Origin of the sequence: Mycobacterium sp. URHD0025 (genome assembly GCF_000426065.1) — a bacterium.
GTDB lineage: Bacteria > Actinomycetota > Actinomycetes > Mycobacteriales > Mycobacteriaceae > Mycobacterium.
Window position 1 is genome coordinate 349,667 of the sequence record NZ_AUEQ01000010.1, and the last position, 26,592, is coordinate 376,258.

A 26,592-nucleotide genomic window follows, 5' to 3' on the forward strand; every position below is an offset into this window, starting at 1 on the left:
GATTCGATCTTCGGGTGGGGATCGAACCAGGTGAGGTGTTCGCCGGCTACCGGGTGGTGAGCGCGCTCGGGGCAGGCGGCATGGGCACGGTGTACCTCGTCGAGCACCCGCATCTGATGCGCCGCGAGGCGTTGAAGGTGATCTCTGTGGCAATGGCCGACCCCGCCGCACGCGAACGTTTTGCCCGTGAGGCGCGGTCTGCCGCAGCGTTGCGACACCCCGGCATTGTGGGCATCCACGATTTCGGAATCGAAGACGGCACACCGTGGTTCACGATGGACTACCTGGCGGGCAGCGATCTGCAGGAGGCCGGACGGCTCGACGCCGACGAGGCGGCGGACGTCATCGCCCGCGTGGCGGCGGCACTGGACTATGCGCACGGCCGCGGAGTGGTGCATCGGGACGTCAAACCCGCCAACATACTCATCACGCGAACCGATGCCGGTGGCATCGACGACGTCGTGGTCCTGGATTTCGGCATCGCCAAGGCGCTTGACGACGACGCCGGGTTGACCGGGACGTCGATGTTTCTCGGGTCGCTCGCCTTCGGAGCGCCCGAGGCGTTTCGCGGGGAGACAGTGGGTCCTGCGGCGGACCAGTATTCGCTGGCGGTGACGGCGTACCGGCTGCTGACCGGGGCGATGCCGTTTGCGGTTGGCTCGCCGCACGAACAGATGCGAGCGCACCTGCTCGACGAGCCGCGCCCCGTTTCGTCCGTCGACCCGGCGTTGGGCCCGGTTGATGCGGTGATGGCGCGCGGGTTGGCCAAGGATCCGGCACACCGATATCCGACGTGTACCGAGTTCGCCGAGGTTTTGGCTCAGGCAATCGCAGCGTCGGCGGCCGGTCGTGCGGCGCAGAGAATTCCCGTGTCGAGCATTCCTGTGTCGAGCACTGTCCCGGCCGCGGTGTTGCCCGAGTTCGTCGAAACGGCCGCGCACCCGACGGTGCTGGCACCGCCGCCTCACGTCGTGACCCGCAGTAGAGGCCGGCGGCGGCCATGGGTCGTCGGCGGTGCGATCGGAGCGGTGATCGCTGTGACTGTGGCAGCCGGGATCTGGCTGACGCTGGGCCATGGTGGCGACGCCGCGCAGCCGGGCCCGGTGTCGGGGGCATCGGCCCAACCGGCCGGGCCGTTGGTGCCCAGCGTGGTGTCCGGTGGCTGCTCGATCGCGAGCGGATCGGTGTTCTGTTGGGGCGAGAACAACTATGGCCAGCTCGGAAACGGGACGTCCGAGAGCAGCCCCACCCCGGTCGAGGTCACGGGCCTGTCGGACGCGACCGCGCTCGGTGCGGGCAGCACTCATCGATGCGCGGTTGCCGACGGCAAAGCGTACTGCTGGGGCTACAACGGTGAGGGACAGCTGGGCAACGGGAAAACGGCCGACAGCCCCAAACCGGTCGAAGTCGCGGGGCTCACCGGGGTGACCGCGGTCAGCTCCGGCTACGACCACACCTGCGCGCTGGCCGACGGGCAGGCGTACTGCTGGGGCGTCAATCAGTCCGGGCAGGTGGGCAACGGCGCGATGAGCGATCGTGAGTTGTCGCCGGTCCGGGTCACCGGGCTGCCCGGGACGGTGACGTCGGTGTCGGCGGGCGCACGCCGGACCTGTGCGGTCGCGTCCACGCGGGTCTACTGCTGGGGGCAACACCTGGACCCGGCCGCCGATGCGTCTGCCAACGTGCTGAGCCCGTCGATCGTGGAGGGCCTGGACCGGGTCAGCGACGTGAGTGTGGGAACCGACCACTTCTGTGCCCTGTCGGTCGGCGTCGTGAGCTGCTGGGGCAGCAACGACATGGGGCAACTGGGCGTGGGGCGGGAAACCCCGGGGTCTGCGACGCCGATCGCCGTGCCAGGGATGACCCAGGCCACTCAGGTCAGCGCGGGAGGACTGTCCACGTGTGCGGTGGTCGCCGGTGCCGCGTACTGCTGGGGCTCCGGAGGCGCCGGACAGCTGGGCGACGGGGTTGGCGGCGAGACCTCGCCGCCGGTGCGGGTGACCGGATTGGCGGACGTGACCCAGGTTGCCGTCGGCGGAGATTACGCCTGTGGATTGGCCGGAGAGGCCGTGTACTGCTGGGGTGCCGGCGATGCCGGGCAGTTGGGCGATGGTTCGCGGAAAAACAGCTCGGTGCCGCTGCGAGTCGCCCTCGCGCACCGTTGACGGACGGGCCCGACCGAACCAAAACCGCAGCGTCACGGCCAAATGCCGATCACATATGATCAGCACTTGCGTCACACCGGTGCCGCAGACATCAAGGAGGCTGTCGCCGAGTGGGTGACGAGAAGGATTTGTCCGCCGCCGCGCTCGAAGACGCGGTGAAAGCGGCCCGGCAGGCATTCGATCAAGCCGGTGACCTCGACGCGCTCGCACGCGCCAAGACCGAGCACCTCGGCGATCGCGCACCGATCGCGCTGGCCCGCCAGGCGCTGGCGACACTGCCCAAGGCGGAGCGGGCCGATGCCGGCAAACGCGTCAACGTCGCTCGCGGCGAGGCCCAGCGCGCCTACGACGAGCGTCTGGTCGCGCTGCGTGTCGAACGTGACGCCGCGGTGCTGGTCGCCGAACGCATCGACGTGACGCTGCCGTCGACGCGCCAGCCGGTGGGCGCCCGTCACCCGATCACGATCCTGGCCGAGAACGTCGCCGACACCTTCGTGGCGATGGGTTGGGAACTGGCCGAGGGTCCCGAGGTCGAGACCGAGCAGTTCAACTTCGATGCACTGAACTTCCCGCCGGATCACCCGGCCCGTAGTGAGCAGGACACCTTCCAGATCGCCCCGGACGGGTCGCGGCAGGTGCTGCGCACGCACACGTCGCCCGTGCAGATCCGGGCACTGCTGGAGCGCGAGCTTCCGGTCTACATCATCTCGATCGGCCGGACCTTCCGGACCGATGAACTGGATTCCACCCACACGCCGGTGTTCCACCAGGTGGAGGGGCTAGCTGTGGACAAGGGCCTGACCATGGCTCACCTGCGCGGCACGTTGGACGCGTTCGCGCGGGCCCAGTTCGGGCCCGAGGGGCGCACCCGGTTCCGGCCGCACTTCTTCCCGTTCACCGAGCCTTCGGCCGAGGTGGACATCTGGTTCCCCGGTAAGAAGGGGGGCCCCGGCTGGGTCGAGTGGGGCGGCTGCGGCATGGTCAACCCAAATGTGTTGCGCGCCTGTGGTATCGACCCCGACGTGTACTCCGGATTTGCCTTCGGCATGGGATTGGAGCGAACCCTGCAGTTCCGCAACGGAATTCCCGATATGCGTGACATGGTCGAGGGCGATGTCCGCTTCTCGCTGCCGTTCGGGGTCGGTGCCTGATGCGGATTCCCTTCAGCTGGTTGCGTGAGGCAGTGCGCGCCGGTGCCCCGGATTGGGACGCATCGGTCGAGGAGCTTGAGCAGACGTTCATCCGGATCGGCCACGAGGTCGAGGAGATCATCCCGATCGGCCCGGTCAGTGGTCCGCTGACCATCGGCCGCGTCGCCCAGATCGAGGAACTCACCGAGTTCAAGAAGCCGATCCGGGCTTGCAAGGTGGACGTCGGTATCCAGAATGTGGACGGCGAGCCGCGCGACATCGTGTGCGGCGCGACGAATTTCGCCGTGGGCGACCTGGTGGTCGTAGCCCTGCCGGGCACCGTCTTGCCCGGGGACTTCACCATCGCCACGCGCAAGACCTACGGCCGGGTTTCCGACGGCATGATCTGCTCGGCATCGGAGATGAACCTGGGTGTCGATCAGGCGGGCATCCTGGTGCTGCCGGCCGGTACCGCCGCACCCGGCACGCCGGCCGCCGAGGTCCTGGGCCTCGACGACGTGGTGTTTCACCTGGCGATCACGCCGGACCGCGGCTACTGCCTTTCGGTGCGCGGGCTGGCGCGCGAGATCGCCTGTGCGCACGATCTGAACTTCGTCGATCTGGCCGACGTGGCGCCGCTGCCCGCCGAGGGGGAGGCCTGGCCGCTGACCGTCGAGCCCGGAACCGGGGTGCAGCGCTTCGGTTTACGCCCGGTCAACGGCATCGACCCGGCTGCCGTGTCACCGTGGTGGCTGCAGCGACGGCTGATGCTCAGCGGCATTCGCGCGATCTCGCCCGCCGTGGACGTCACCAATTACGTCATGCTCGAAATCGGTCATCCGATGCATGCTCATGACAGCAGTCTCATCACCGGCGGTTTCGCGGTGCGCTTCGCGCGTGACGGTGAAAAGGTCGTCACCCTCGACGATGTCGAGCGCACCCTGAACTCGGCCGACGTGCTGATCGTCGACGACGTCGCGACCGCCGCGATCGGCGGAGTGATGGGCGCAGGCACCACCGAGGTACGCGATTCCACCACCGACGTGCTGCTGGAGGCTGCGGTGTGGGATCCGGCCGCGGTATCGCGCACCCAGCGCCGCCTGCACCTGGCCAGTGAGGCCGGCCGCCGCTACGAGCGGTCGGTCGACCCCGCCATTTCCGTTGCGGCCCTGGACCGTTGCGCGACCCTGCTCGCCGAGATCGCCGGCGGTACCGTCGCGCCGGAACTGACCGACTGGCGCGCGGACGGACGCACCGATTGGTCGCAACCGGCCGTCGAGATCCCGGCCGATCTGCCCGACCGCACTGCCGGCGTCACGTATCCCGCGGGCACCACGGCACGGCGCCTCACCCAGATCGGCGCGACCGTGACCGGGGCTGACCCGTTGACTGTCACCCCGCCCAGCTGGCGGCCGGACATGCGTCAGCGCGCCGACCTCGTGGAGGAAGTGCTGCGCCTGGAGGGCCTGGAGTCCATTCCGTCCGTATTGCCGACAGCACCTGCCGGGCGTGGTCTGAGCGCGGTGCAGAAGCGGCGCCGGGCGATCGGAAAGTCGCTGGCGCTGGCCGGTTTCGTCGAGGTGCTGCCGACACCGTTCCTGCCTGCCGGGGTGTTCGACGCGTGGGGCCTTGCTGCCGACGATCCGCGGCGCAACGCCACGAAGGTGCTCAATCCGCTGGAGGCCGACCGGCCGCAGCTGGCGACCACGTTGCTCCCCGGACTCCTTGAGGCGTTGGGCCGCAACGTATCCCGCGGTGCCGCAGATGTGGCGCTGTTCGCGATTCAGCAGGTGGTGCACCCCACCGAGCAGACCCGGTCCGTTGAGCGCATCCCGAATGACCGCAGGCCCACCGATGAGGAGATCGCCGGGCTGGACGCGTCGCTGCCGCACCAGCCCCAGCACGTCGCGGCGGTGCTGGCCGGTCTGCGTGAGCCCGCCGGCCCCTGGGGTTCCGGACGCCCGGTGGAGGCGGCTGACGCGTTCGAGGCCGTACGTGTGATAGGCCGGGCGGCCGGGGTGGAGTTCACCCTGCGCGCCGCGCAGGAGCTGCCGTGGCATCCGGGCCGCTGTGCCGAGGTACTCGTCGGTGATACCACCGTCGGCTATGCGGGCCAGCTGCATCCGGCGGTCATCGAGCGGACGGGCCTGCCCAAGGGCGCCTGCGCCGTCGAACTCGATCTCGATGCCGTGCCGATCGTCGAAGCGCTGCCTGCGCCGTCGGTATCGCCCTTCCCGGCGGTGTTCCAGGACATCAGCGTGGTGGTCGGTGACGAGGTGGCCGCGGCGGCCGTCGTCGACGCGGTCCGCGATGGGGCCGGCGGGCTGCTGGAGGACGTCAGGCTGTTCGACGTCTACACCGGCCCGCAGATCGGGGAGGGGCGCAAGTCGCTGACCCTGGCGCTGCGGTTCCGGGCTTCCGACCGCACCCTCACCGAGGACGAGGCCAGTGCCGCCCGCGACGCCGCGGTGGCTGTGGCCGGTGAGCGGGTCGGAGCCGTGCTGCGCGGCTGACCTCTCCTCACGGGCGTAATGAGGCGACCCCGGCGCCACGCAGGTGGGGAAGCGCGGCCGCCTCGCGTCCGGTGGCGAGCAGGAGCAGCGCCGCCACCGGTCCCTCGACAAGCGGACCTTCGCCGGCCGCCCAGTCGGTGTCGGCCGCGCGTAACAGGTACGGGCCCAGCCTCGTGGTCGCATGAAACGGGAACCGTGGGTGCCAGATGTGTTCGAGCGCCAACTGTGCAGCCTCGACGGGCATTTCGTGATGAAGGCCCAGGGGAACCGCGATGTCTTGTCCGTGTACCAGCAGGTCCATCAGCCGATCGGTCGGTGTGGTGCCGACGGCGGTGAACCGGGACCCGATGGTGCCCCGGATTTCGCCGAGCAGCTCGCGGTCACCGGTTCTCGCGGCGTGGCGGACAGCGGTATCGCACACCATGCGGTCGAGATTGCCGCGTGCGCGCAACAGATTGACCAGAATTCGACCGACATGGGCATGGGTTGAGAGCGCCACGTGGGCTACGACGTCGCGGACTCGCCATCTGTCACACAGGCTGGCGTGGCGCCATTGCGATGCGTCGAGCTGTTCGAGTAGTTGCAGCAGGCCGAGCCTTTCGGTGTCGACGGCGTGCCAGATGTCCTCGGTGTTCATGCGGCCTACGCTAGAAACTCCAGTCAGGGGGAGGTTCAAGCGATTGTGACGCACAGCACAAGCATCGGTGAGTTGTCGCGGCTCACCGGTGTGCCGGTGCGGACCATTCGGTACTACTGCGACGAGGGTCTGCTGGCGCCTCGACGCAGTTCCGGTGGACACCGGATATTCGATGCCACCGCCGTCGAGTCGTTGCGGCTCATCCGCCGGCTCCGAGCGGTCGGGCTCGGCCTGAACGCCATCGCCGGCATTCTGGCGGGCCGGACATCGGTCGGTGAGGCCGTGGCGGCCGAACAACGAGCCATCGAGGCGGAGTTGGTCAGCCTGAAGGGTCGCCGGGCAGCGTTGGAGGGGCTGATCTCCGCTCAGGACGGACGTCGCGGGCACGATGTCCTCGTCGGGTTCTGGCGGCGGTTGTTCGCGGGGGCGACGTCGACGACGGTGTTCGATGAGTTCGTCGAGATGACAGTGCCGCAACAGCCCCGCGATACGAGCGCGGCCCGCGTCGTCGCGTACGCAGAACTGGTGGCTCTCGCCCGACGGTCGGAGTTCGAAACGGTCATGGCCAAGCAATTGTGGCGGTTCGAGCCGGCCGGCATCAGCGATCGTGGTGGCCTCGTCGCCGGTGTCGCCGAGGCGTGTGACATGGCTCTGCCGCTCGTCTGCGCCGGTCAGCCACCCTCGGACGGACCTGCCGTCGCCCGATTCGTCGATGCGCACGCCCGGGCCCGCCACGTTTCCGACACGCCCCGCTTTCGGCGGGCGCTCATCGCAAATGCCGGCGCCGACACCGATCCGGACGTCCGCCGGTATTGGAACCTGTTCGGTGAAATCGCGGGGGAGGCCACTACTGTGGGATCCGTTCAGCGCTGGCTCTACGACGCGCTCTGCGTGGTCGCCGCCTGACCAGTTAATGAATTTGCAACTGAATGCATAAGAATGCAGAATCGTCTGCATGACTTCGATAGCGGTGGCCGGCGCCAGCGGCTACGCCGGCGGAGAGATCCTGCGATTACTGCTCGGACATCCCGCCTACGCTGACGGCCGGTTGACCATCGGAGCGTTGACCGCGGCGTCCAGCGCCGGGACCAGCTTGGCCGAGCATCACCCGCACCTGCTGCCGTTGGCCTCGCGTGTCCTGGAGGCCACCGATGCCGACGTGCTGGCCGGTCATGACGTGGTGTTCCTGGGCCTGCCGCACGGTCATAGCGCGGCGCTGGCCGAACAGCTCGGTCCCGACACCCTGATCATCGATTGCGGTGCGGACTTCCGGCTGACCGATGCCGCCGACTGGGAGAAGTTCTACGGTTCGGCGCACGCCGGCAGTTGGCCGTACGGGCTGCCCGAACTGCCGGGCGCTCGCGGCCGGCTCAAGGACACCAAGCGCGTCGCCGTCCCGGGCTGTTATCCGACGGCCGCGCTGTTGGCGCTGCTGCCCGCCGTGGCCGCCGATCTCGTGGAACCGGCCGTCACCGTGGTCGCCGTCAGCGGCACCTCGGGCGCGGGAAAGTCCGCCAAGGTGGATCTGCTGGGCTCTGAGGTGATCGGCTCCGCACGCGCCTACAACATCGCAGGCAAGCACCGGCACACGCCTGAGATCGCCCAGGGACTGCGGTCGGTGACCGACAAAGACGTCACCGTCTCGTTCACGCCGGTGCTGATCCCGACGGCACGTGGCATCCTGGCCACCTGTACCGCCCGGACCGGGGCATCTGAGGCAGAGATTCGGGCTGCCTACGAAAAGGCTTACGACGCAGAGCCGTTCATCCACCTGCTGCCCGAGGGGCAGCTGCCGAAGACCGGTTCGGTGATCGGCAGCAACGCCGCGCAGATCCAGGTGGCCGTGGATGCCGAGGCGAGCGCGCTTGTCGCCATCGCCGCCATCGACAACCTGACCAAGGGCACCGGCGGCGCTGCGGTGCAGTCGATGAACCTGGCACTGGGTTGGCCCGAAACCGAAGGATTGTCGATCGTGGGAGTGGCACCGTGACCGAGGCGAGTCAAGCCGACAAGACCCAGGCCGCCAAGCTGGTTCGCACCCAGGGAGTCACCGCCCCAGCGGGTTTCCGGGCGGCCGGCATCGCCGCCGGCATCAAGGCATCCGGCGCGGCCGACCTGGCCCTGGTTTTCAACGAGGGGCCCGACTACGCCGCGGCGGGGGTGTTCACCCGCAACAAGATCAAGGCAGCGCCGGTGCAGTGGTCGCAGCAGGTGCTGACCACCGGCCGGTTGCGCGCGGTGGTCCTGAACTCGGGCGGCGCCAACGCCTGCACCGGCCCGCTGGGTTTCCAGGACACCCATGCCACCGCTGAGGCCGTGGCCGGCGCACTGAGCGATTGGGGTACCGAGACCGGTGCCATCGAGGTAGCGGTGTGCTCGACGGGCCTGATCGGCGATCGGCTGCCGATGGACAAGGTGCTGACCGGGGTCACCGAGATCGTGCACGAGCTCGCCGGAGGTTTGACCGGAGGCGAGGACGCGGCGCGGGCCATCATGACCACCGACACCGTGCCGAAACAGGTTGCGCTGCACCATTCGGTGGAATCGGGGGAGAACTGGACCCTCGGCGGGATGGCCAAGGGCGCCGGGATGCTGGCACCGTCGCTGGCCACCATGCTGGTGGTGTTGACCACCGATGCGGTCGCGGACGCCGCCGCACTGGACAGTGCGCTCCGGCGGGCCGCGGCACTGACGTTCGACCGGCTCGACGTCGACGGCAGCTGCTCGACCAACGACACCGTGCTGCTGCTCGCCTCCGGCGCCAGTGAGATCGCACCGAGCCAGGACGACCTCGATGAGGCCGTGCTCCGGGTGTGTGACGACCTGTGCGCACAGCTGCAGGCCGACGCCGAAGGTGTCACCAAGCGCATCCTGATCACCGTTGCCGGTGCCGACACCGAGGACGACGCGCTCGTCGCGGCACGCGTCATCGCGCGCGACAGCCTGGTCAAGACCGCACTGTTCGGGTCCGACCCCAACTGGGGACGGGTCCTGGCCGCGGTCGGTATCGCCCCGGTGAAGCTCGATCCGGAACGGATCAGCGTGTCGTTCAACGGTTCTCCGGTATGCGTCGACGGCGCCGGAGCTCCCGGGGCCCGCGATGTCGACCTGTCCGGAGAGGACATCGACGTCGTCGTGGACCTGGGCGTGGGAGGCCATAGCGCTTCTATCCGGACCACCGACCTGTCGCATGCCTACGTCGAAGAGAACTCGGCCTACAGCTCATGAGCCAAGCCATAGAGCGCGGCGTCAAGGCCCACGTGCTCGCCTCGGCGCTGCCCTGGCTCAAGCAACTGCACGGCAAGATCGTCGTCGTCAAGTACGGCGGCAACGCGATGACCGACGACACCCTCAAGGCGGCCTTCGCCGCCGACATGGTGTTCCTGCGCAACTGCGGTATCCACCCGGTGGTGGTGCACGGTGGCGGTCCGCAGATCAGCGCGATGCTCAAGAAGCTGGGAATCCCAGGCGATTTCAAGGGCGGCTTCCGGGTGACGACGCCGGAGGTGCTGGATGTGGCGCGCATGGTGCTGTTCGGTCAGGTGGGCCGCGAACTGGTCAACCTGATCAACGCTCACGGCCCGTACGCGGTGGGTCTCACCGGTGAGGATGCGCATCTGTTCACCGCGGTGCGGCGCAGCGTCACCGTGGACGGCGTGGCCACCGACATCGGACTGGTCGGCGACGTCGAGCATGTCAATGCCGAATCGCTGCTGGATCTCATTGCCGCGGGACGTATTCCGGTGGTCTCCACCATCGGCCCCGACGTCGACGGGGTGGTGCACAACATCAACGCCGACACCGCGGCCGCAGCCCTGGCCGAGGCGCTGGGTGCCGAGAAGCTGGTCGTGCTCACCGATGTGGAGGGGCTCTACACCGATTGGCCCGACCGCTCCTCGCTGGTCAGCGAGATCGACACCGCGGCCCTGACACAACTGCTTCCCAAGCTCGAATCGGGCATGGTGCCCAAGATCGAGGCCTGCCTGCGTGCGGTGGCCGGCGGCGTGCCGAGTGCGCACGTGATCGATGGCCGCGTCGAACACTGTGTGCTGGTCGAGCTTTTCACCGATGAAGGAACCGGAACCAAGGTGGTATCGGCATGACCCTCCAGGACCGCTGGGAAGCGGTGATGATGAACAACTACGGCACCCCGCCGTTGGCGTTGGCCAGCGGCGACGGCGTCGTGGTCACCGATACCGACGGCAAGTCCTATCTGGACCTGCTCGGCGGGATCGCGGTCAACCTCCTCGGGCACCGCCACCCCGCGGTCATCGAGGCCGTCACCGCGCAGCTCAACACCTTGGGCCACACCTCCAACCTCTATGCCACCGAGCCGGGCATCGCCCTGGCCGAAGCGCTGGTCGGGCACCTGGGAACCCAGGCGCGGGTGTTCTTCTGCAATTCGGGCACCGAGGCCAATGAGGTGGCCTTCAAGATCACCCGGCTCACCGGCAAGACGAATATCGTTGCGGCCCAAGGCGCATTCCACGGCCGCACGATGGGTTCGCTGGCCCTGACCGGCCAGCCCACCAAGCAGGCACCGTTCGAACCGCTGCCGGGCAACATCACCCACGTCCCCTACGGCGACGTCGAAGCCCTTGCGGCCGCGGTCGATTCGCACACCGCCGCGGTATTCCTGGAACCGATCATGGGGGAGGGCGGCGTCGTCGTCCCGCCCGCCGGTTACCTGGCCGCCGCCCGGGACATCACCACCAACAACGGCGCACTGCTCGTGCTCGACGAGGTCCAGACCGGCGTCGGGCGCACGGGTGCGTTTTATGCCCATCAGCACGACGGCATCACTCCCGACATCGTGACGCTGGCCAAGGGGCTCGGTGGTGGACTGCCGATCGGGGCGTGCCTGGCGATCGGGCCGGCCGGTGATCTGCTCACCCCGGGATTGCACGGCAGCACCTTCGGCGGCAATCCGGTGTGCACGGCGGCGGCGTTGGCTGTGCTCAAGACCCTGACCGACGAGGACCTGATCACTCGTGCCGGCGTGCTCGGCAAGACCCTGAGCCACGGCATCGAGGAGCTGGGCCACCCGCTCGTCGACCACGTGCGTGGCAAGGGTCTGCTGCAGGGTGTGGTGCTGACCGCGCCGAGCGCCAGGGCCATCGAGGCCGCCGCCCGCGACGCCGGGTTCCTCGTCAACGCGGCAGCCGCCGACGTGATCCGGCTGGCGCCACCGCTGATCCTCACCGAACCGCAGATCGAGACGTTCCTGTCCGCTCTGCCCGCCGTTCTCGACACCGCTGTGGAGGCTTCCTCATGACCCCGCCGATCCGGCATTTCCTGCGCGACGACGATCTGTCGCCCGATGAGCAGGCCGAGGTGCTCGCCCTGGCCGCCGAGCTGAAGAAGGCGCCGTTCTCGCGGCGCCCACTCGAGGGGCCGCGCGGCGTCGCGGTGATCTTCGAGAAGAACTCGACCCGCACCCGGTTCTCGTTCGAGATGGGCATCGCCCAGCTCGGCGGGCATGCCGTGGTGGTCGACGGCCGCAGCACCCAGCTGGGCCGCGAGGAAACCCTCGAGGACACCGGGGCCGTGCTGTCCCGTTACGTCGATGCCATCGTGTGGCGGACCTTCGCCCAGGAGCGGCTGACGGCCATGGCATCGGGAGCCTCGGTCCCGATCGTCAACGCCCTGTCCGACGAATTCCACCCCTGCCAGGTGCTGGCCGATCTGCAGACACTGGCAGAGCGCCGGGGCGGGGTGGAGGGCCTCAAAGGGTTGACGATGACGTACCTGGGTGACGGCGCCAACAACATGGCGCACTCGCTGATGCTCGGCGGCGTCACCGCGGGCATCAACGTCACCATCGCCGCGCCGGCCGGGTTCGAACCGGACCCGCACTTCGTCGACGCGGCCAAGCGTCGCGCCGCCGAGACGGGCGCGACGGTGTCGCTCACCGACGATGCCCGCGCCGGTGCCGACGGAGCCGACGTGCTCGTCACCGACACCTGGACCTCGATGGGGCAGGAGAACGACGGACTCGACCGGGTGCGGCCGTTCCGTCCGTTCCAGGTCAACGCCGAACTGCTCAAGCTCGCCGACCCGGCAGCCGTTGTGCTGCACTGCCTTCCGGCGCACCGCGGTCATGAGATCACCGACGAGGTGATCGACGGGCCGCAGAGCGCGGTGTTCGACGAGGCCGAGAATCGGCTGCACGCCCAGAAGGCACTGCTGGTCTGGTTGCTGGAGAACCGATGAGGTCGCGATGAGCGCACCCACCCGCGCCGGCCGTCAGGCGCGCATCGTCGCGCTGCTGTCGGCCAGGCAGGTGAGCAGTCAGACCGAGCTGGCGGCTCTGCTGGCCCAGGAGGGCATCGAGGTCACCCAGGCCACGTTGTCGCGGGACCTCGAAGAACTCGGCGCGGTGAAACTTCGCGGCGCCGACGGCGGCGTCGGTGTGTACGTCGTCCCCGAGGACGGCAGTCCGGTGCGGGGGGTGTCCGGCGGTACCGAACGGTTGACCCGCTTGCTGGGGGACTTGCTGGTATCGACAGACGCCAGCGCTAACCTTGCCGTGCTGCGCACCCCGCCAGGGGCGGCGCACTACCTGGCCAGCGCGATCGACCGCGCTGCCCTGCCATATGTGGTCGGCACCATCGCCGGTGACGACACCATCTTGGTGGTGGCGCGCGACCCGATGACCGGGGCCGAGCTGGCCCGCACCATCGAGAACTTGAAATAAAGCAGAAAACAAGGAGATTGCTCATGTCCGAACGCGTCATCCTGGCGTACTCCGGAGGTCTGGACACCTCGGTCGCGATCAGCTGGATCGGGAAAGAGACCGGCCAAGAGGTCGTCGCCGTCGCCATCGACCTCGGCCAGGGTGGTGAGGACATGGATGTCATCCGCCAGCGTGCCCTGGACTGCGGTGCGGTCGAGGCCGTGGTGGTCGACGCGCGCGACGAGTTCGCCGACGAATACTGCCTGCCGACCATCAAGGCCAACGCGCTCTACATGGATCGCTACCCGCTGGTGTCGGCCATCAGCCGGCCGCTGATCGTCAAGCACCTGGTGGACGCGGCCCGCAGCCATGGCGGAACCGTCGTCGCGCACGGCTGCACCGGCAAGGGCAACGACCAGGTGCGCTTCGAGGTCGGATTCGCCTCGCTGGCACCCGAACTGGACGTCATCGCGCCGGTTCGCGACTACGCCTGGACCCGCGAGAAGGCCATCGCGTTCGCCGAGGAGAACGCCATCCCGATCAACGTCACCAAGCGCTCGCCGTTCTCCATCGACCAGAACGTGTGGGGCCGCGCGGTCGAGACCGGATTCCTCGAGGATTTGTGGAACGCCCCGACGAAGGACGTCTACGACTACACGCAGGACCCGACGGTCAACTTCAATGCCCCCGACGAGTTGATCATCAGCTTCGACAAGGGCCGCCCGGTAGCAATAGATGGACGTTCGACGTCCGTCTTGGAGATCATCCAGGAGCTCAACACCCGCGCCGGTGCGCAGGGTGTGGGCCGGCTCGACGTGGTCGAGGACCGTTTGGTCGGCATCAAGAGTCGCGAGATCTACGAGGCGCCGGGTGCGATGGTGCTGATCACCGCGCACACCGAGCTGGAGCACGTGACGCTGGAGCGTGAGCTGGGCCGGTACAAGCGCGGCGTGGACCAGAAGTGGGGCGAGCTCACCTATGACGGCTTGTGGTTCAGCCCGCTCAAGCGCTCGCTGGAGGCATTCGTCGAGCACACCCAGCAGCACGTCTCCGGCGATATCCGGTTGGTTCTGCACGCCGGGGCCATCATCGTCAACGGCCGTCGTTCGGGTGAGTCGCTCTATGACTTCAACCTCGCGACGTACGACGAGGGCGACAGCTTCGACCAGAGCGCGGCCAAGGGCTTCGTGCAGCTGCACGGCCTGAGCTCCAAGATCTCGGCCAAGCGCGACCTGGGTCTGTGAGCAGCAAGCACCGCCGAGCAGTGAGGGTGACATGAGCACCGACGACGGAACCACCAACGAGGGATCGCTGTGGGGCGGCCGGTTCGCCGACGGCCCCTCGGCCGCCCTTGCCGCGCTGAGCAAGTCCACCCATTTCGACTGGGTGCTGGCGCCGTACGACGTCACCGCATCCAAGGCCCATGCCCGCGTTCTGCACCGGGCCGGGCTGCTCACCGATGACCAGCGCGACGGTCTGCTGGCCGGGCTGGACAGCCTGGGTTCCGACGTCGCCGATGGCAGCTTCGAGCCGCTGGTCACCGACGAGGATGTGCACGGCGCGCTGGAACGCGGCTTGATCGACCGGGTCGGTCCCGATCTGGGCGGCCGGCTGCGGGCCGGCCGTTCCCGTAACGACCAGGTGGCCACCCTGTTCCGGATGTGGCTGCGTGACGCTGTCCGCCGCGTGGCCGACGGGGTGCTCGAGGTCGTGAATGCTTTGGCCACCCAGGCCGCTGCGCATCCGACGGCGATCATGCCCGGCAAGACGCACCTGCAGGCGGCCCAGCCGATCCTGCTCGCGCATCATCTGTTGGCCCATGCTCATCCGCTGCTGCGCGATGTCGACCGGCTCGCCGATTTCGACGACCGCACCGCGGTCTCGCCCTACGGCTCGGGGGCGCTGGCCGGCTCCTCACTCGGTCTCGATCCCGACGCGATCGCCGAGGATCTCGGATTCGCTTCCGCGGCAGACAATTCCGTCGACGCCACCGCGGCGCGGGATTTCGCCGCCGAGGCGGCGTTCGTCTTCGCACAGATCGGGGTGGACCTGTCCCGGCTCGCCGAGGACATCATCCTGTGGAGCACAACGGAATTCGGTTACGTCACGCTACACGACTCGTGGTCGACCGGTAGTTCGATCATGCCGCAGAAGAAGAACCCGGACATCGCCGAGCTGGCCCGTGGAAAGTCCGGACGGCTGATCGGCAATCTCACCGGCCTGCTGGCCACGCTCAAGGCGCAGCCCCTGGCCTACAACCGGGACCTGCAGGAGGACAAGGAACCGGTCTTCGACTCGGTGGCGCAGCTGGAAATGTTGTTGCCGGCGATGGCCGGACTGGTCGCCACCCTGACCTTCGACGAGGGCAGGATGGCCGCGCTGGCCCCCGCGGGCTATACGCTCGCCACCGATATCGCCGAATGGCTTGTGCGCCAAGGTGTTCCGTTCCGAGTTGCCCATGAGGCCGCGGGTGCCGCGGTGCAGGCGGCCGAGGGGCGCGGCGTCGGACTCGATGAGCTGACCGACGACGAGTTCGCCGCGATCAACCCTGCACTCACCGCGCAGGTGCGCGAGGTGCTGACCGTCGAGGGCTCGGTGAATGCGCGCAGCGCCCGCGGCGGTACCGCACCGGTTCAGGTCGCCAAGCAGCTCGGCGTGGTCCGTAACACCACTGAGGAGTTACGAATCCGCTTGCGCCGCTAGCCGATCTGCTCACCGAGTTCGAACCAGCGTTCCTCGACCTCGGTGACTTCGTCCTCCAGCGCGCGGATCGCGGCCACCTTGGCCGCGAGTCCCTCGAAATCGGACTGGTCGTGGTCCGCCATCGCCGTCCTGGACCGGTCGATCTGTTCCTGCAGTTTCTCCAGCCGGCGTTCCAGCGCGGACACTTCCTTCTGCGCTGCGCGCAACTCGGCACCGGACAGCCCGTCGGTCGCAGTGCCTGCGGCCGGTGCCGGCGCCGCGCCGGTGGCCGACGCATGCGCGGCCCGCAGCCGCAGGTACTCATCCACCCCGCCCGGCAGATGCCGCAGACGCCCGCCGAGGATCCCGTACTGCTGGTCGGTGACCCGCTCCAGGAAATACCGGTCGTGGCTCACCACGATCAGCGTGCCGGGCCACGAGTCGAGCAGATCCTCCATGGCGGAGAGCATGTCGGTGTCCAGGTCGTTGGTCGGCTCGTCGAGGATCAGCACGTTGGGCTGTGCCAGCAGGATCAACAGCAGTTGCAGGCGGCGTTGTTGTCCACCGGAGAGGTCTTTGACCGGTGTGGACAGCTGGGCGTTGGAGAACCCGAGACGCTCCAACAACTGTCCGGGCGTGAGTTCCTGGGCCTTCGACCCGGTACCGAACACATAGGACGTGCGCAGGTTGGCGAGTACCGTGCGCACCGGATCGTGGAGGTGGGGCTCAAGCTCGTCCACGGTTTGGGTGAGGGTCGCGACCTGCAGCGTCTTACCATGTTTGACCCGGCCCGCGGTCGGTTGCACCGAACCGTCGATCAGGCCCAGCAGCGTCGATTTTCCGGCCCCGTTGACGCCGAGGATGCCGGTGCGCTCACCCGGGGCGATCCGCCACTCGACCTGATGCAGCACTTCGCGGTCGCCGTAGCTCACCGACACGTCCAGTAGGTCGACGACCTGCTTGCCGAGCCGTGACACCGCCAGCGACTGCAGTGCGACCTTGTCCCGGATCTCCGGCACATCGGCGATCAGGGCGTTGGCCGCGTCGATGCGGAACTTCGGTTTGGAGGTGCGGGCCGGAGCGCCGCGGCGCAGCCAGGCCAGTTCCTTGCGGGCCAGGTTCTGCCGGCGCGCCTCGATGGTGGCCGCCTGCCGGTCCCGTTCGACCCGCTGCAGGATGTAGGCCGCGTAACCGCCGTCGAACGGTTCGACGATGCGATCGTGCACTTCCCATGTGGTCGTACAGACCTCGTCGAGAAACCAGCGGTCGTGCGTCACCACCAGCAGCCCACCCGACGACGTGGACCAGCGCTTCTTGAGGTGTTCGGCGAGCCACGTGATCGCCTCCACGTCGAGGTGGTTGGTCGGCTCGTCGAGTGCCAGCACGTCGTGATCCCCGGCGAGCAGCCGGGCCAGGGCGACCCGGCGACGCTGTCCGCCCGACAGCGTGCGGAGTTCTGCGTCCCAAGGCAGGTCACCCAGCAGACCGGAGATGACGTCGCGCCCCCGGGGGTCACCGGCCCATTCGTGTTCGGGCACATCACCCACCACGGCGTGGCCGACGGTGTCGGCGTCGTCGAGGGTGTCGGCCTGATCGAGTACGCCGACCCGCACCCCACCGCGCACGGTGACCCGGCCGGAATCGGGTTCGAGCCGGCCGGCCAGCATGGCCAGCAGGCTGGATTTTCCGTCGCCGTTGCGGCCGACGATGCCGATCCGGTCGCCTTCGCTGACGCCGACGGTGACCGAGTCGAACACCACGCCGGTGGGGTACTCCAGATGAAGGGTTTCGCCCCCGAGCAGGTGTGCCATCGCCGCCGACCCTATCGTCCGGCGGCGCGGCCTCGGGCACCGCATGGGACGGCTACGGGCATAGCAGTGATCAAGTCGGGTCCCGGTTGCTGTTGTGCCATGATGACCTCGTCAACCGGGGGTCGGGGTGAGTTGTCGTGTGGGGAGCAAGCTGGTGGATTTCTCGGCAGTGACCAGACCGGTCGAGCGGTTGCTGGCGACCGCGCAGAACGGTCTGGAGGTACTGCGCTACGGCGGCTTGGAGACCGGCGCGGTGCCGTCGCCCTTCCAGATCATCCAGAGCGTGCCGATGTACCGGCTCCGGCGGTACTTCCCGCCGGATGCCCGCCCCGGTGTCCAGGATCCGCGCCCGCCGGTGCTGATGGTGCATCCGATGATGATGTCGGCCGACATGTGGGATGTGACTCGCGACGACGGCGCGGTCGGCATCCTGCACGCTGCCGGTATCGACCCATGGGTCATCGACTTCGGCTCACCCGACAAGGTCGAGGGCGGTATGCAGCGCAACCTCGCCGACCATGTGGTGGGGCTGTCGGAGGCCATCGACATCGTCAAAGAGGTCACCGGTCGTGACGTGCACCTGGCCGGCTACTCGCAAGGCGGGATGTTCGCCTACCAGACCGCGGCCTACCGGCGGTCCAAGGATCTGGCCAGCATCATCGCTTTCGGTGCCCCGGTGGACACCCTGGCCGCGTTGCCGATGAACCTCCCGGCCGGGGTCGCCGCCGGCGCGGCCGATTTCATGGCCGACCATGTGTTCAGCCGCATCGACATCCCGGGCTGGTTGGCCCGCACCGGTTTCCAGATGCTCGACCCGATCAAGACCGCCCAGTCGCGCCTGGAGTTCCTGCGCCAGTTGCACGACCGTGAGGCCCTGCTGCCGCGTGAACAGCAGCGCCGGTTCCTGTCCTCGGAGGGCTGGATCGCGTGGTCCGGGCCCGCGATCTCCGAACTGCTCAAGCAGTTCATCTCGCACAACCGGATGATGACCGGCGGCTTCTCCATCCACGGTGATCTGGTCACGTTGTCCGACATCGACTGCCCGATCCTCGCGGTGGTCGGCGAGGTCGACGACATCGGCCAGCCGGCCGCCGTGCGGGGTATCAAGCGGGCCGCGCCCGATGCGGATGTCTACGAATACCTCATCAGGGCAGGACATTTCGGGTTGGTGGTGGGCTCCAAGGCCTCCACGCAGACCTGGCCGACGGTGGCGCAATGGGTGAAATGGCTTGGCGGAGAACAGATGCCCGGGGGCGTGGTCCCGATGGGTTTGCAGCCGGCCGATCATCCCGAGGGCGGGGTGTCGTTTTCCACCCGCGTCACGCACGGAGCCACCGCGGCCACCGAGATGGCCTTCGGGGTGGCCCGCTCGGCCGCCGACGCGTTGGTGGCGGCGAACAAAAACGCCCGGACCCTGGTCATCGAGACGGCCCGCACGCTGCCGCGCCTGGCCCGGTTGGGACAGGTCAACGACCACACCCGGATCTCACTCGGCCGGATCATGAGCGAGCAGGCGCGCAGCGCCCCCAACGGCGAGGCGCTGCTGTTCGACGGCCGGGTGCACACCTACGAGGCAGTGGACCGCCGGATCAACAACGTGGTGCACGGCCTGATCGGCGTCGGGGTGCGCCAGGGCGCCCGGGTCGGTGTCCTGATGGACACCCGGCCCAGCGCACTGGTCGCGATCGCGGCACTGTCCCGGTTGGGGGCGGTGGCGGTGCTGCTTCCCGAGGCGGATCTGGCCGAGGCGGCCCGTCTCGGCGGCGTCTCCGAGATCATCGCCGACCCGAGCCACCTCGACGTGGCCCGCGAACTCGACACACGCGTGCTGGTTCTGGGCGGCGGCGAGAGCCGTGATCTGGATCTGCCCGATGAAGCGGACGACATCGCCGCCGTCGTTGACATGGAGAAGATCGACCCCGATGTGGTCGAGCTGCCCGGCTGGTACCGCCCCAATCCGGGCTTGGCCCGCGACCTGGCATTCGTCGCCTTCAGTGAGGTCGGCGGCGAGCTCGTGGCCCGCCAGATCACCAACTTCCGGTGGGCGCTGTCGGCTTTCGGCACCGCGTCGGCGGCCAATCTCGGTCGCGGCGACACGGTCTACTGCCTGACCCCGCTGCATCACCAGTCAGGTCTGCTGGTCAGCCTGGGCGGTGCGGTGGTCGGCGGCTCGCGCATCGCGTTGTCCCGCGGCTTGCAGCCCGACAGGTTCCTGCAGGAAATCCGGCAGTACGGCGTCACGGTCGTGTCCTACACCTGGGCCATGCTGCGCGAGGTCATCGACGATCCGTCGTTCTCGCTCACCGGAAGCCACCCGGTCCGGTTGTTCATCGGCTCCGGCATGCCGGCCGGGCTGTGGAAGCGGGTGGTCGACGTGTTCGAGCCGGCCCAGGTCGTGGAGTTCTTCGCCACCACCGACGGCCAGGCCGTGCTGGCCAACGTCTCCGGCGCCAAGATCGGCAGCAAGGGACGGCCGCTGCCGGGTGGGGGCACCGTCGAACTGGCCGCCTATGACGCCGACGACGACCTCATCCTGGAGGACGAGCAAGGATTTGTCCGCAAGGCCGATGCCAACGAGGTGGGCGTGCTGCTGGCTCACCCGCGCGGCCCGGTCGATCCGACGGCCGTGGTCAAGCGCGGCGTTTTCGCGCCCGCCGACACCTGGGTGTCCACCGAATTCCTGTTCCGCCGCGACGAGGACGGGGACTATTGGCTGGTCGACAACCGCGGCGCGGTGATCCGTACCGAACGGGGGCCGGTGTTCGCGACGGCCGTGAACGATGCGGTCGGTCGACTGGACGCGGTCGACATGTCGGTGACCTACGGCGTCGAGGCCGCGGGCCGGCAGCTCGCGGTGACGGCGCTGGCATTGCGCCCCGGGGGCAGTGTGCCCACGGCCGATCTTTCGCTCGCCCTCGAGGCCCTCGCCGTGGGCAACCCGCCCGACGTCGTGCACGTGGTGGCCGACATGGAACTCGGTGCCTCGTACCGGCCGCTGCTCGCGCCATTGCGGGCGGCGGGCATCCCGAAGGCGGGCCGGCGTAACTGCTGGTACTTCGACGCCGATACAGGTACGTACAAGAAACTGACGGCGGCCAGCCGGGCTGAACTCGTCGCGGGCACGGCCGCCGATGACGAGCCGGAGTCCGGGTAGGCCGGTTTGTCGAGGGGATGCCGGCGCGAGGGTGCGCTGTTACGCTCCGGCAGACGACCGAACGACTGGAGGATCGATGGCATCGGGATCAGGCGTGAACAGCTGGCGTCGCGTCGTCACCGGATCGGTGACGGGCGGTGCGCTGGTCTTCGGGCTGCTCGTGGGCGCGGGCGCGCCGACGGCGGCTGCCGATCCCGCCGAGCCGACGGCGCAGGCGGATGCGCCGCCTGCGGCGCCGCCGATGACCGCCGACGAAGCGCTGTCGATCATCGCCAAGGACTACGACACCGGCGAGGGCGGTGGACAGATTTCGACCCTGATCCACGACATCTTGAAACTGCGTCAGCAGGGCTTCAAGCCGTCGAATGCCAACCGGGAAGCCATCACCGAGGCACTCGACAAGCGTCCCAATCAGGTTCCGCTGATCAACGCGCTCAAGAGCACGCTGTCCTATCAGCGCAAGCTGCAGGCGCAGTCGGCCGCACAGGTGCCGCAGCAGGGTGCCGTCAACCCCGGGATCGGCCAGTTCCCGGGAGGCATTGCTCCGGTTCCGGGCGGGGGCGCGCAGCCCGGCCCGAGTGGTGGCATCCAGATCCCGCTGGGCTAACTTCACGTGGTGGTCGACGACAAGCTTTTGAGCATCCTGGTGTGCCCGCAGGACCGGGGGCCGCTGCTACTCGCCGGAACGGATTGGCTCTACAACCCCCGGTTGCGGCGGGCCTACCGGATCGAGGACGGCATCCCGGTGCTTCTGGTCGACGAGGCAGTGGCCATCGATGACGACGCCGAGCATCGCCGGCTCATGGAATTGGCCGGCTCAGGGGAGTCCGGGTAGCTCACCCGTGAGGTAGCGCTGCAGGGTCGGTGCGATGGTCTCGACGATCTGATCCACCGGCAGCGTGGCGAAAGGCTCCAGTTCCAGGATGTAGCGCGCCATGGCGACGCCGACCAGTTGCGATGCGACGAACTGGATGCGGATCCGCGAGCTCCCCGGCGGGTTGTCCACCCGTGGGCCGATTTCGCCGACGATGATCTCCTGCAGGAACGACCGCACCAGCGAGACGTCGTTGCCGGCCAGGATGGAGCGCAGGGTCGCCACGAAGCCCTTGCCGATCTCGGAATCCCACAGCGGCAACAGGATTGACGGCAGGGTATGCCCGATCTGCTCGACCGGCACTTCTTTCAGCTTTCCGATCACGGTCATCGGATCGATGGGGATGTGGATCGCGGCGGCGAACAGCTGCGTCTTGGTGCCGAAGTAGTGATGCACCAGGGCGGCGTCCACCCCGGCGTCAGCCGCGATGGCGCGGATTGATGTCTTGTCGATTCCGTTGCGGGCGAACAACTCCCGTGCGCTGGTCAGGATGCGCTCGCGTTTGTCCGACGGGCCGGCGGGCCGGCCCGGGCGTTTGCGTTCCCGTTCGGAATCGATGTGGGTGCTCACGGTTTCCTAAGGTGTTCGGCGGCGCAGGGTGGCCGCGGCCAGGCCCAGTGCCAGTACGGCGAATCCGACCACGATCGCGATGTCTCGCGCCGCGACGGCGGTGAGTTCGGGATGCGCGCCGACCTGCTGCAGAGCCTCGAGTGCATAGCTGGCAGGCAGCACGTTGCTGATCCATTGAAGCCATTCCGGCAAGGCGGCGCGCGGCACGATGATGCCGCACAACAGCAGCTGAGGTGCGATCACCACGGGCATGAACTGCACGGCCTGGAACTCCGTCCGGGCGAAAGCGCTGCACAACAGGCCCAGCCCCACGCCGAGCACGGCGTTGATGATCGCGATGAGGAACACCAGCCCAGGGCTGCCCGCGGTGTCGAGTCCGAGGAACCAGAACGAGACGATGCAGGCCAGGGTGGCCTGCGCCGCGGCGGCGATCGAGAACGCCGTGCCGTAGGCGGCCAAGAGGTCGAAGCGGCGCAGCGGCGTGGTCAGGATGCGCTCGAGGGTGCCCGAGACGCGTTCGCGCTGCATGGTGATCGAGGTGATCAGGAACATCACGATCAGCGGGAACACGCCGAGCATGATCAGGCAGGCGTTGTTGAACGGACTCGGGTGGCCCGGCGACTGCGGCGCGTTCTGGAACATGAAGTACATCAGCGTGATGATCAGGCTGGGTACCACCAGGATCATCGCGACGCTGCGGTGGTCGGCGGCCAGCTGCCGCAGGATCCGGCCCGTCGTGGCCAGGTAGGCCGCGGGGCTCAGCCGGCTTGGTTGGGCGCGTCCGAGCCGCTGCGTCGGATGACGGTGAGAAACGCTTCCTCCAGGGACGTGCATGCCGTGTCCTTCCGTAGCAGGTCTGGTGTGGTGTGGGCGAGCAGTCGTCCTTCACGCATGAGCAGCAGATCGCCGCAGTGGTCGGCCTCGTCCATGACGTGGCTGGAAACCAGCAGCGTGGTGCCGCGCCGCGACAGCTCGTTGAACTGCTCCCACAGGTCGACGCGAAGGACCGGGTCGAGGCCGACGGTGGGTTCGTCGAGCACGAGCAACTCGGGCTCGGCCACCAGCGCACAGGCAAGCGACACCCGGGTGCGCTGCCCGCCGGACAGATTGCCGCAGTAGGCGGTGCGGTGGTCGTCGAGGCCGACCGACCGGATGGCACTGGACGCCGAGTCCGCCGAGGTGCCGTAGAGCGCGGCGAAGTAGCGCACGTTGTCGATCACCCGGAGGTCGTCGTAGATCGTCGGGTCCTGGGTGACGTACCCGACGCGGTGGCGCAGCGGCGCGGAACCGGCGGGGTGGCCGAGCACTGTGACCGTGCCCGCCGCGACGATCTGGGTTCCGACGATGCTGCGGATCAGGGTGGATTTGCCGCAGCCGGATGGTCCGAGCAGTCCGGTGATGGTTCCACCGGTGATCTGGACGGTGAGGTCGCGGATCGCGGGCCTGCCACCCCGGTTGACCTGCAAACCGGCGATATCGATGGCCGGGGGAGCCGCCCCGGTCGGGAATCCTGTGGAGAATTCATCAATCGATGAAGTCATCATGTGATGAATACTGCGCTCCCGCACGGCCGGTGTCAACGGAGATTGTTGAGAAGTGCAGAATCGCTCGGGTGGGCTTGCAGATGGGCGCCGAGCTGTTGACTGGTGACCCCCTGCTTGCGGCCCGCCGACTGTTGGGGGCCGAGCTGACCGGCCGCGGTGTCAGCGCCGTCATCGTCGAGGTCGAGGCGTACGGCGGCCCACCCGACGGGCCCTGGCCCGACGCCGCCTCGCATTCGTTTCGTGGTGCGGGCGGACGCAATCTCGTGATGTTCGGCCCGCCCGGGCGCCTGTACACCTATCGCAGCCACGGCATTCACGTCTGCGCGAATGTGGTCTGCGGATTCGACGGAGTCGCGGGCGCGGTACTGCTGCGGGCGGCGTCGGTGTGCGCCGGCGCTGAGCTTGCCAGCCGGCGCCGCGGACCGGCGATACTGCCGGCCGCGCTGGCTCGGGGGCCAGGAAATCTCTGCTCGGCGCTGGGAATCACCATGGAAGACAACGGAATTGACCTATTCGATGCCGACAGCCCGGTGCGCCTGGCGTTGCGCGATGCGGCTCCGGCAGTAGCGGGACCGCGAGTCGGTGTGAGCAAGGCCGCCGACCGCGGATGGCGGTTGTGGCTGGCGGATCGGGGAGAGGTTTCGGCGTATCGGCGCAGCCCGCGCGCCCCGGCGCCCGGTGCAAGTGACTGAGACGCGATGATTGATCGCATGACTTCTGGAGCGACGGGAATCCTCGATGAGCTGGACTGGCGCGGGCTGATCGCGCAGTCGACCGACCGCGACGCCCTGGCGGCTGACCTGGCCAAGGGCCCCATGACGGTCTACTCGGGCTTCGATCCCACCGCGCCGAGCCTGCACGCCGGCCACCTGGTACCCCTGCTCACTTTGCGGCGATTCCAGCGCGCCGGCCATCGGCCGATCGTGCTTGCCGGCGGAGCCACCGGGATGATCGGCGACCCGCGCGACACGGGAGAACGCACGCTGAACACCGCCGACATCGTCGAGGACTGGGCCGGCCGGATCCGTGGCCAACTGGAGCGTTTCGTCGAATTCGACGACACCCCGACGGGCGCGATCGTCGAGAACAACCTGTCGTGGACATCTGAGCTGTCCGCCATCGAATTCCTCCGTGACCTGGGTAAATACTTCTCGGTCAACGTGATGCTGGACCGGGAGACAGTCCGGCGCAGGCTGGAGGGCGACGGCATCTCCTACACGGAGTTCAGCTACATGCTCCTTCAGGCCAACGACTTCGTCGAACTTCACCAGCGGCACGGCTGCGCGCTGCAGATCGGTGGCTCCGATCAGTGGGGAAACATCGTGGCCGGCGCGCGATTGGTGCGCCAGAAACTGGGCGCCACCGTGCATGCGATGACGACTCCACTGGTCACCGACTCCGAGGGCAAGAAGTTCGGCAAGTCGACCGGCGGCGGCAACGTGTGGCTCGATCCCGAGATGACCAGCCCGTATGCCTGGTACCAGTACTTCGTGAACACCGCCGATGCCGACGTCATGGGGTACCTGCGCTGGTTCACCTTCCTGTCGCCGGATGAGATCGCCGAGCTCGATGACGCCACCAAGAACCGTGCACATGAACGCGCAGCGCAGAAACGGTTGGCCCGCGAACTGACCACGTTGGTGCATGGGCAAGGTGCGACGACCGCGGTCGAGTTGGCCAGCCAGGCGCTGTTCGGCCGGGCCGAGCTCACCGAACTCGACGAATCCACCCTGGGTGCGGCCCTCCGTGAGGCCAGCAGTGGGCAGGTGGCCGAACTGAAGCCCGGCGGGCCGGATTCGATCATCGATTTGTTGGTGGCCACCGGACTGTCGAAAAGCAAGGGGGACGCCCGCCGCACCGTCGCCGAGGGCGGCGTGTACGTGAACAACGCCCGTATCGAAAGCGACGAGTGGATACCACAGCATTCGGATTTCCTGTACGAACGTTGGCTCGTGTTGCGACGTGGCAAGCGGCACATTGCCGGCGTCGAGCGAGCCGGCGTCTAGGTCCGTCGGCTACGGGCCGCTGACCTGCGCAAACGCGACAGCGACCAGGCGATTTGACTCGCTGTTAGCGCTGCCGTAACTTATTCCAAGTCAGAGCGACACGGACAAGCGCCGGAGAGCGAAGACGAAATCCGAGAGAGACACCCATTACGGTGGGTCTTCTCACTGCCCGCAGTAAGCTCAGCGGCTTTTAGCCGCGGGATTTCTGCGCGACAAACTCGGGCGTGTTGTTTGAGAACTCAATAGTGTGTTTGGTGGTTTTTGTTTGTTGTTTTTTGGCCACGCTCTTTTTCCCGTTTAGGGTGTGGTTGTTGTTTTTTGATGCCAGTTTGTTGGTGTCTTTTGTTTGTGATCGGATTTTTCTGATTCGAATTCCACCTGGCCTTTGGGTTGGGTTGTTTTTGTTTGGAGAGTTTGATTCTGGCTCAGGACGAACGCTGGCGGCGTGCTTAACACATGCAAGTCGAACGGAAAGGCCCTTCGGGGTACTCGAGTGGCGAACGGGTGAGTAACACGTGGGTGATCTGCCCTGCACTTTGGGATAAGCCTGGGAAACTGGGTCTAATACCGAATATGACCACGCACTTCCTGGTGTGTGGTGGAAAGCTTTTGCGGTGTGGGATGGGCCCGCGGCCTATCAGCTTGTTGGTGGGGTAATGGCCTACCAAGGCGACGACGGGTAGCCGGCCTGAGAGGGTGACCGGCCACACTGGGACTGAGATACGGCCCAGACTCCTACGGGAGGCAGCAGTGGGGAATATTGCACAATGGGCGCAAGCCTGATGCAGCGACGCCGCGTGAGGGATGACGGCCTTCGGGTTGTAAACCTC

The 26,592-nt window shown here is 67.8% G+C and carries 22 protein-coding genes and 1 rRNA gene; 18 read left to right on the forward strand and 5 right to left on the reverse strand.

The genetic code is table 11. From position 1 onward, the window contains the following. Positions 1-14: 14 nt before the first annotated feature. The 3 genes from H977_RS33375 to pheT all read left to right on the forward strand — a co-directional run bounded on the left by H977_RS33375 (position 15) and on the right by pheT (position 5,808). Complete coding sequence (locus tag H977_RS33375) at positions 15-2,165, forward strand: protein kinase domain-containing protein (protein ID WP_036476206.1); 2,151 nt, start codon at positions 15-17, stop codon at positions 2,163-2,165. Positions 2,166-2,275: 110 nt separating this feature from the next. Then, complete coding sequence (gene pheS / locus H977_RS0116825) at positions 2,276-3,316, forward strand: phenylalanine--tRNA ligase subunit alpha (protein WP_029108941.1); 1,041 nt, start codon at positions 2,276-2,278, stop codon at positions 3,314-3,316. Next, a complete protein-coding gene (gene pheT, locus H977_RS0116830; RefSeq protein ID WP_029108942.1) occupies positions 3,316-5,808 on the forward strand; it encodes a phenylalanine--tRNA ligase subunit beta in 2,493 nt (830 codons plus the stop codon). Before pheS ends, pheT begins: the two co-directional genes overlap by 1 nt. A 7-nt stretch (positions 5,809-5,815) precedes the next feature. On the opposite strand, the gene H977_RS0116835 is transcribed toward pheT, so the two are convergent. Beyond that, the gene (locus H977_RS0116835) at positions 5,816-6,445 is read right to left on the reverse strand and encodes a maleylpyruvate isomerase family mycothiol-dependent enzyme (RefSeq protein ID WP_029108960.1); all 630 of its coding nucleotides are present in this window, start codon (positions 6,443-6,445) and stop codon (positions 5,816-5,818) included. A gap of 45 nt (positions 6,446-6,490) precedes the next feature. Between H977_RS0116835 and H977_RS0116840 the strand changes: the two genes are divergently transcribed. Genes H977_RS0116840 through argH form a run of 9 tightly spaced genes read left to right on the forward strand, consistent with a single transcriptional unit; the run spans position 6,491 to position 15,824 of the window. Then, the gene (locus H977_RS0116840) at positions 6,491-7,351 is read left to right on the forward strand and encodes a helix-turn-helix domain-containing protein (RefSeq protein ID WP_051288898.1); all 861 of its coding nucleotides are present in this window, start codon (positions 6,491-6,493) and stop codon (positions 7,349-7,351) included. A gap of 49 nt (positions 7,352-7,400) precedes the next feature. Then, positions 7,401-8,435: an N-acetyl-gamma-glutamyl-phosphate reductase gene (gene argC / locus H977_RS0116845; protein ID WP_029108944.1), complete on the forward strand. Its 1,035-nt coding sequence runs from the start codon at positions 7,401-7,403 to the stop codon at positions 8,433-8,435. Positions 8,436-8,473: 38 nt separating this feature from the next. Continuing rightward, a complete protein-coding gene (gene argJ, locus H977_RS0116850; protein WP_029108945.1) occupies positions 8,474-9,673 on the forward strand; it encodes a bifunctional glutamate N-acetyltransferase/amino-acid acetyltransferase ArgJ in 1,200 nt (399 codons plus the stop codon). Further along, a complete protein-coding gene (gene argB, locus H977_RS0116855) occupies positions 9,670-10,548 on the forward strand; it encodes an acetylglutamate kinase (RefSeq protein ID WP_029108946.1) in 879 nt (292 codons plus the stop codon). Before argJ ends, argB begins: the two co-directional genes overlap by 4 nt. Next, positions 10,545-11,720, forward strand: a complete 1,176-nt coding sequence (locus H977_RS0116860; protein ID WP_029108947.1) for an acetylornithine transaminase — start codon at positions 10,545-10,547, stop codon at positions 11,718-11,720. Before argB ends, H977_RS0116860 begins: the two co-directional genes overlap by 4 nt. Further along, positions 11,717-12,658 (forward strand): ornithine carbamoyltransferase, encoded by a 942-nt coding sequence (gene argF, locus H977_RS0116865; protein WP_029108948.1) that lies wholly within the window; start codon positions 11,717-11,719, stop codon positions 12,656-12,658. Before H977_RS0116860 ends, argF begins: the two co-directional genes overlap by 4 nt. 7 nt (positions 12,659-12,665) lie before the next feature. Then, on the forward strand, positions 12,666-13,142 hold the full coding sequence (locus H977_RS0116870; protein WP_029108949.1) for an arginine repressor: 477 nt from the start codon (positions 12,666-12,668) through the stop codon (positions 13,140-13,142). Positions 13,143-13,165: 23 nt separating this feature from the next. After that, positions 13,166-14,365, forward strand: a complete 1,200-nt coding sequence (locus H977_RS0116875) for an argininosuccinate synthase (protein WP_029108950.1) — start codon at positions 13,166-13,168, stop codon at positions 14,363-14,365. A gap of 31 nt (positions 14,366-14,396) precedes the next feature. Further along, complete coding sequence (gene argH, locus H977_RS0116880; protein WP_029108951.1) at positions 14,397-15,824, forward strand: argininosuccinate lyase; 1,428 nt, start codon at positions 14,397-14,399, stop codon at positions 15,822-15,824. Here argH and H977_RS0116885 read toward each other — a convergent pair. After that, positions 15,821-17,614 (reverse strand): ABC-F family ATP-binding cassette domain-containing protein, encoded by a 1,794-nt coding sequence (locus H977_RS0116885; protein ID WP_029108952.1) that lies wholly within the window; start codon positions 17,612-17,614, stop codon positions 15,821-15,823. The two genes, argH and H977_RS0116885, sit on opposite strands and share 4 nt — an antisense overlap. 154 nt (positions 17,615-17,768) lie before the next feature. Here H977_RS0116885 and H977_RS0116890 point away from each other — a divergent pair, with 154 nt between their 5' ends. The 3 genes from H977_RS0116890 (at position 17,769) to H977_RS0116900 (ending at position 21,603) form a co-directional block, all read left to right on the forward strand. Next, positions 17,769-20,768: an acyl-CoA synthetase gene (locus H977_RS0116890; protein WP_036476284.1), complete on the forward strand. Its 3,000-nt coding sequence runs from the start codon at positions 17,769-17,771 to the stop codon at positions 20,766-20,768. A gap of 76 nt (positions 20,769-20,844) precedes the next feature. After that, positions 20,845-21,375 carry a hypothetical protein gene (locus tag H977_RS0116895; protein WP_029108954.1) on the forward strand — a complete coding sequence of 177 codons (531 nt, stop codon included), beginning with the start codon at positions 20,845-20,847 and terminating at the stop codon, positions 21,373-21,375. Between the two features lie 9 nt (positions 21,376-21,384). After that, positions 21,385-21,603 (forward strand): Trm112 family protein, encoded by a 219-nt coding sequence (locus tag H977_RS0116900; RefSeq protein WP_003885152.1) that lies wholly within the window; start codon positions 21,385-21,387, stop codon positions 21,601-21,603. On the opposite strand, the gene H977_RS0116905 is transcribed toward H977_RS0116900, so the two are convergent. The 3 genes from H977_RS0116905 to H977_RS0116915 are packed head-to-tail and all read right to left on the reverse strand — an operon-like array spanning position 21,586 to position 23,756. After that, complete coding sequence (locus tag H977_RS0116905; protein WP_036476213.1) at positions 21,586-22,212, reverse strand: TetR/AcrR family transcriptional regulator; 627 nt, start codon at positions 22,210-22,212, stop codon at positions 21,586-21,588. The genes H977_RS0116900 and H977_RS0116905 overlap by 18 nt on opposite strands. Positions 22,213-22,218: 6 nt before the next feature. Further along, complete coding sequence (locus tag H977_RS0116910; RefSeq protein WP_081681752.1) at positions 22,219-23,046, reverse strand: ABC transporter permease; 828 nt, start codon at positions 23,044-23,046, stop codon at positions 22,219-22,221. Then, positions 22,971-23,756, reverse strand: coding sequence for an ABC transporter ATP-binding protein (locus H977_RS0116915; RefSeq protein WP_029108957.1), 786 nt, complete (start codon positions 23,754-23,756; stop codon positions 22,971-22,973). Before H977_RS0116915 ends, H977_RS0116910 begins: the two co-directional genes overlap by 76 nt. Before the next feature lie 80 nt (positions 23,757-23,836). On the opposite strand from H977_RS0116915, the gene H977_RS0116920 reads away from it, so the two are divergent. The 3 genes from H977_RS0116920 to H977_RS0116930 form a co-directional block, all read left to right on the forward strand. Further along, the gene (locus H977_RS0116920; RefSeq protein ID WP_029108958.1) at positions 23,837-24,448 is read left to right on the forward strand and encodes a DNA-3-methyladenine glycosylase; all 612 of its coding nucleotides are present in this window, start codon (positions 23,837-23,839) and stop codon (positions 24,446-24,448) included. An 18-nt stretch (positions 24,449-24,466) separates the two neighbouring features. Then, complete coding sequence (gene tyrS / locus H977_RS0116925) at positions 24,467-25,762, forward strand: tyrosine--tRNA ligase (RefSeq protein WP_029108959.1); 1,296 nt, start codon at positions 24,467-24,469, stop codon at positions 25,760-25,762. 402 nt (positions 25,763-26,164) lie between these two features. Beyond that, positions 26,165-26,592: ribosomal RNA gene (locus tag H977_RS0116930) — 16S ribosomal RNA — on the forward strand; the annotation flags it as partial.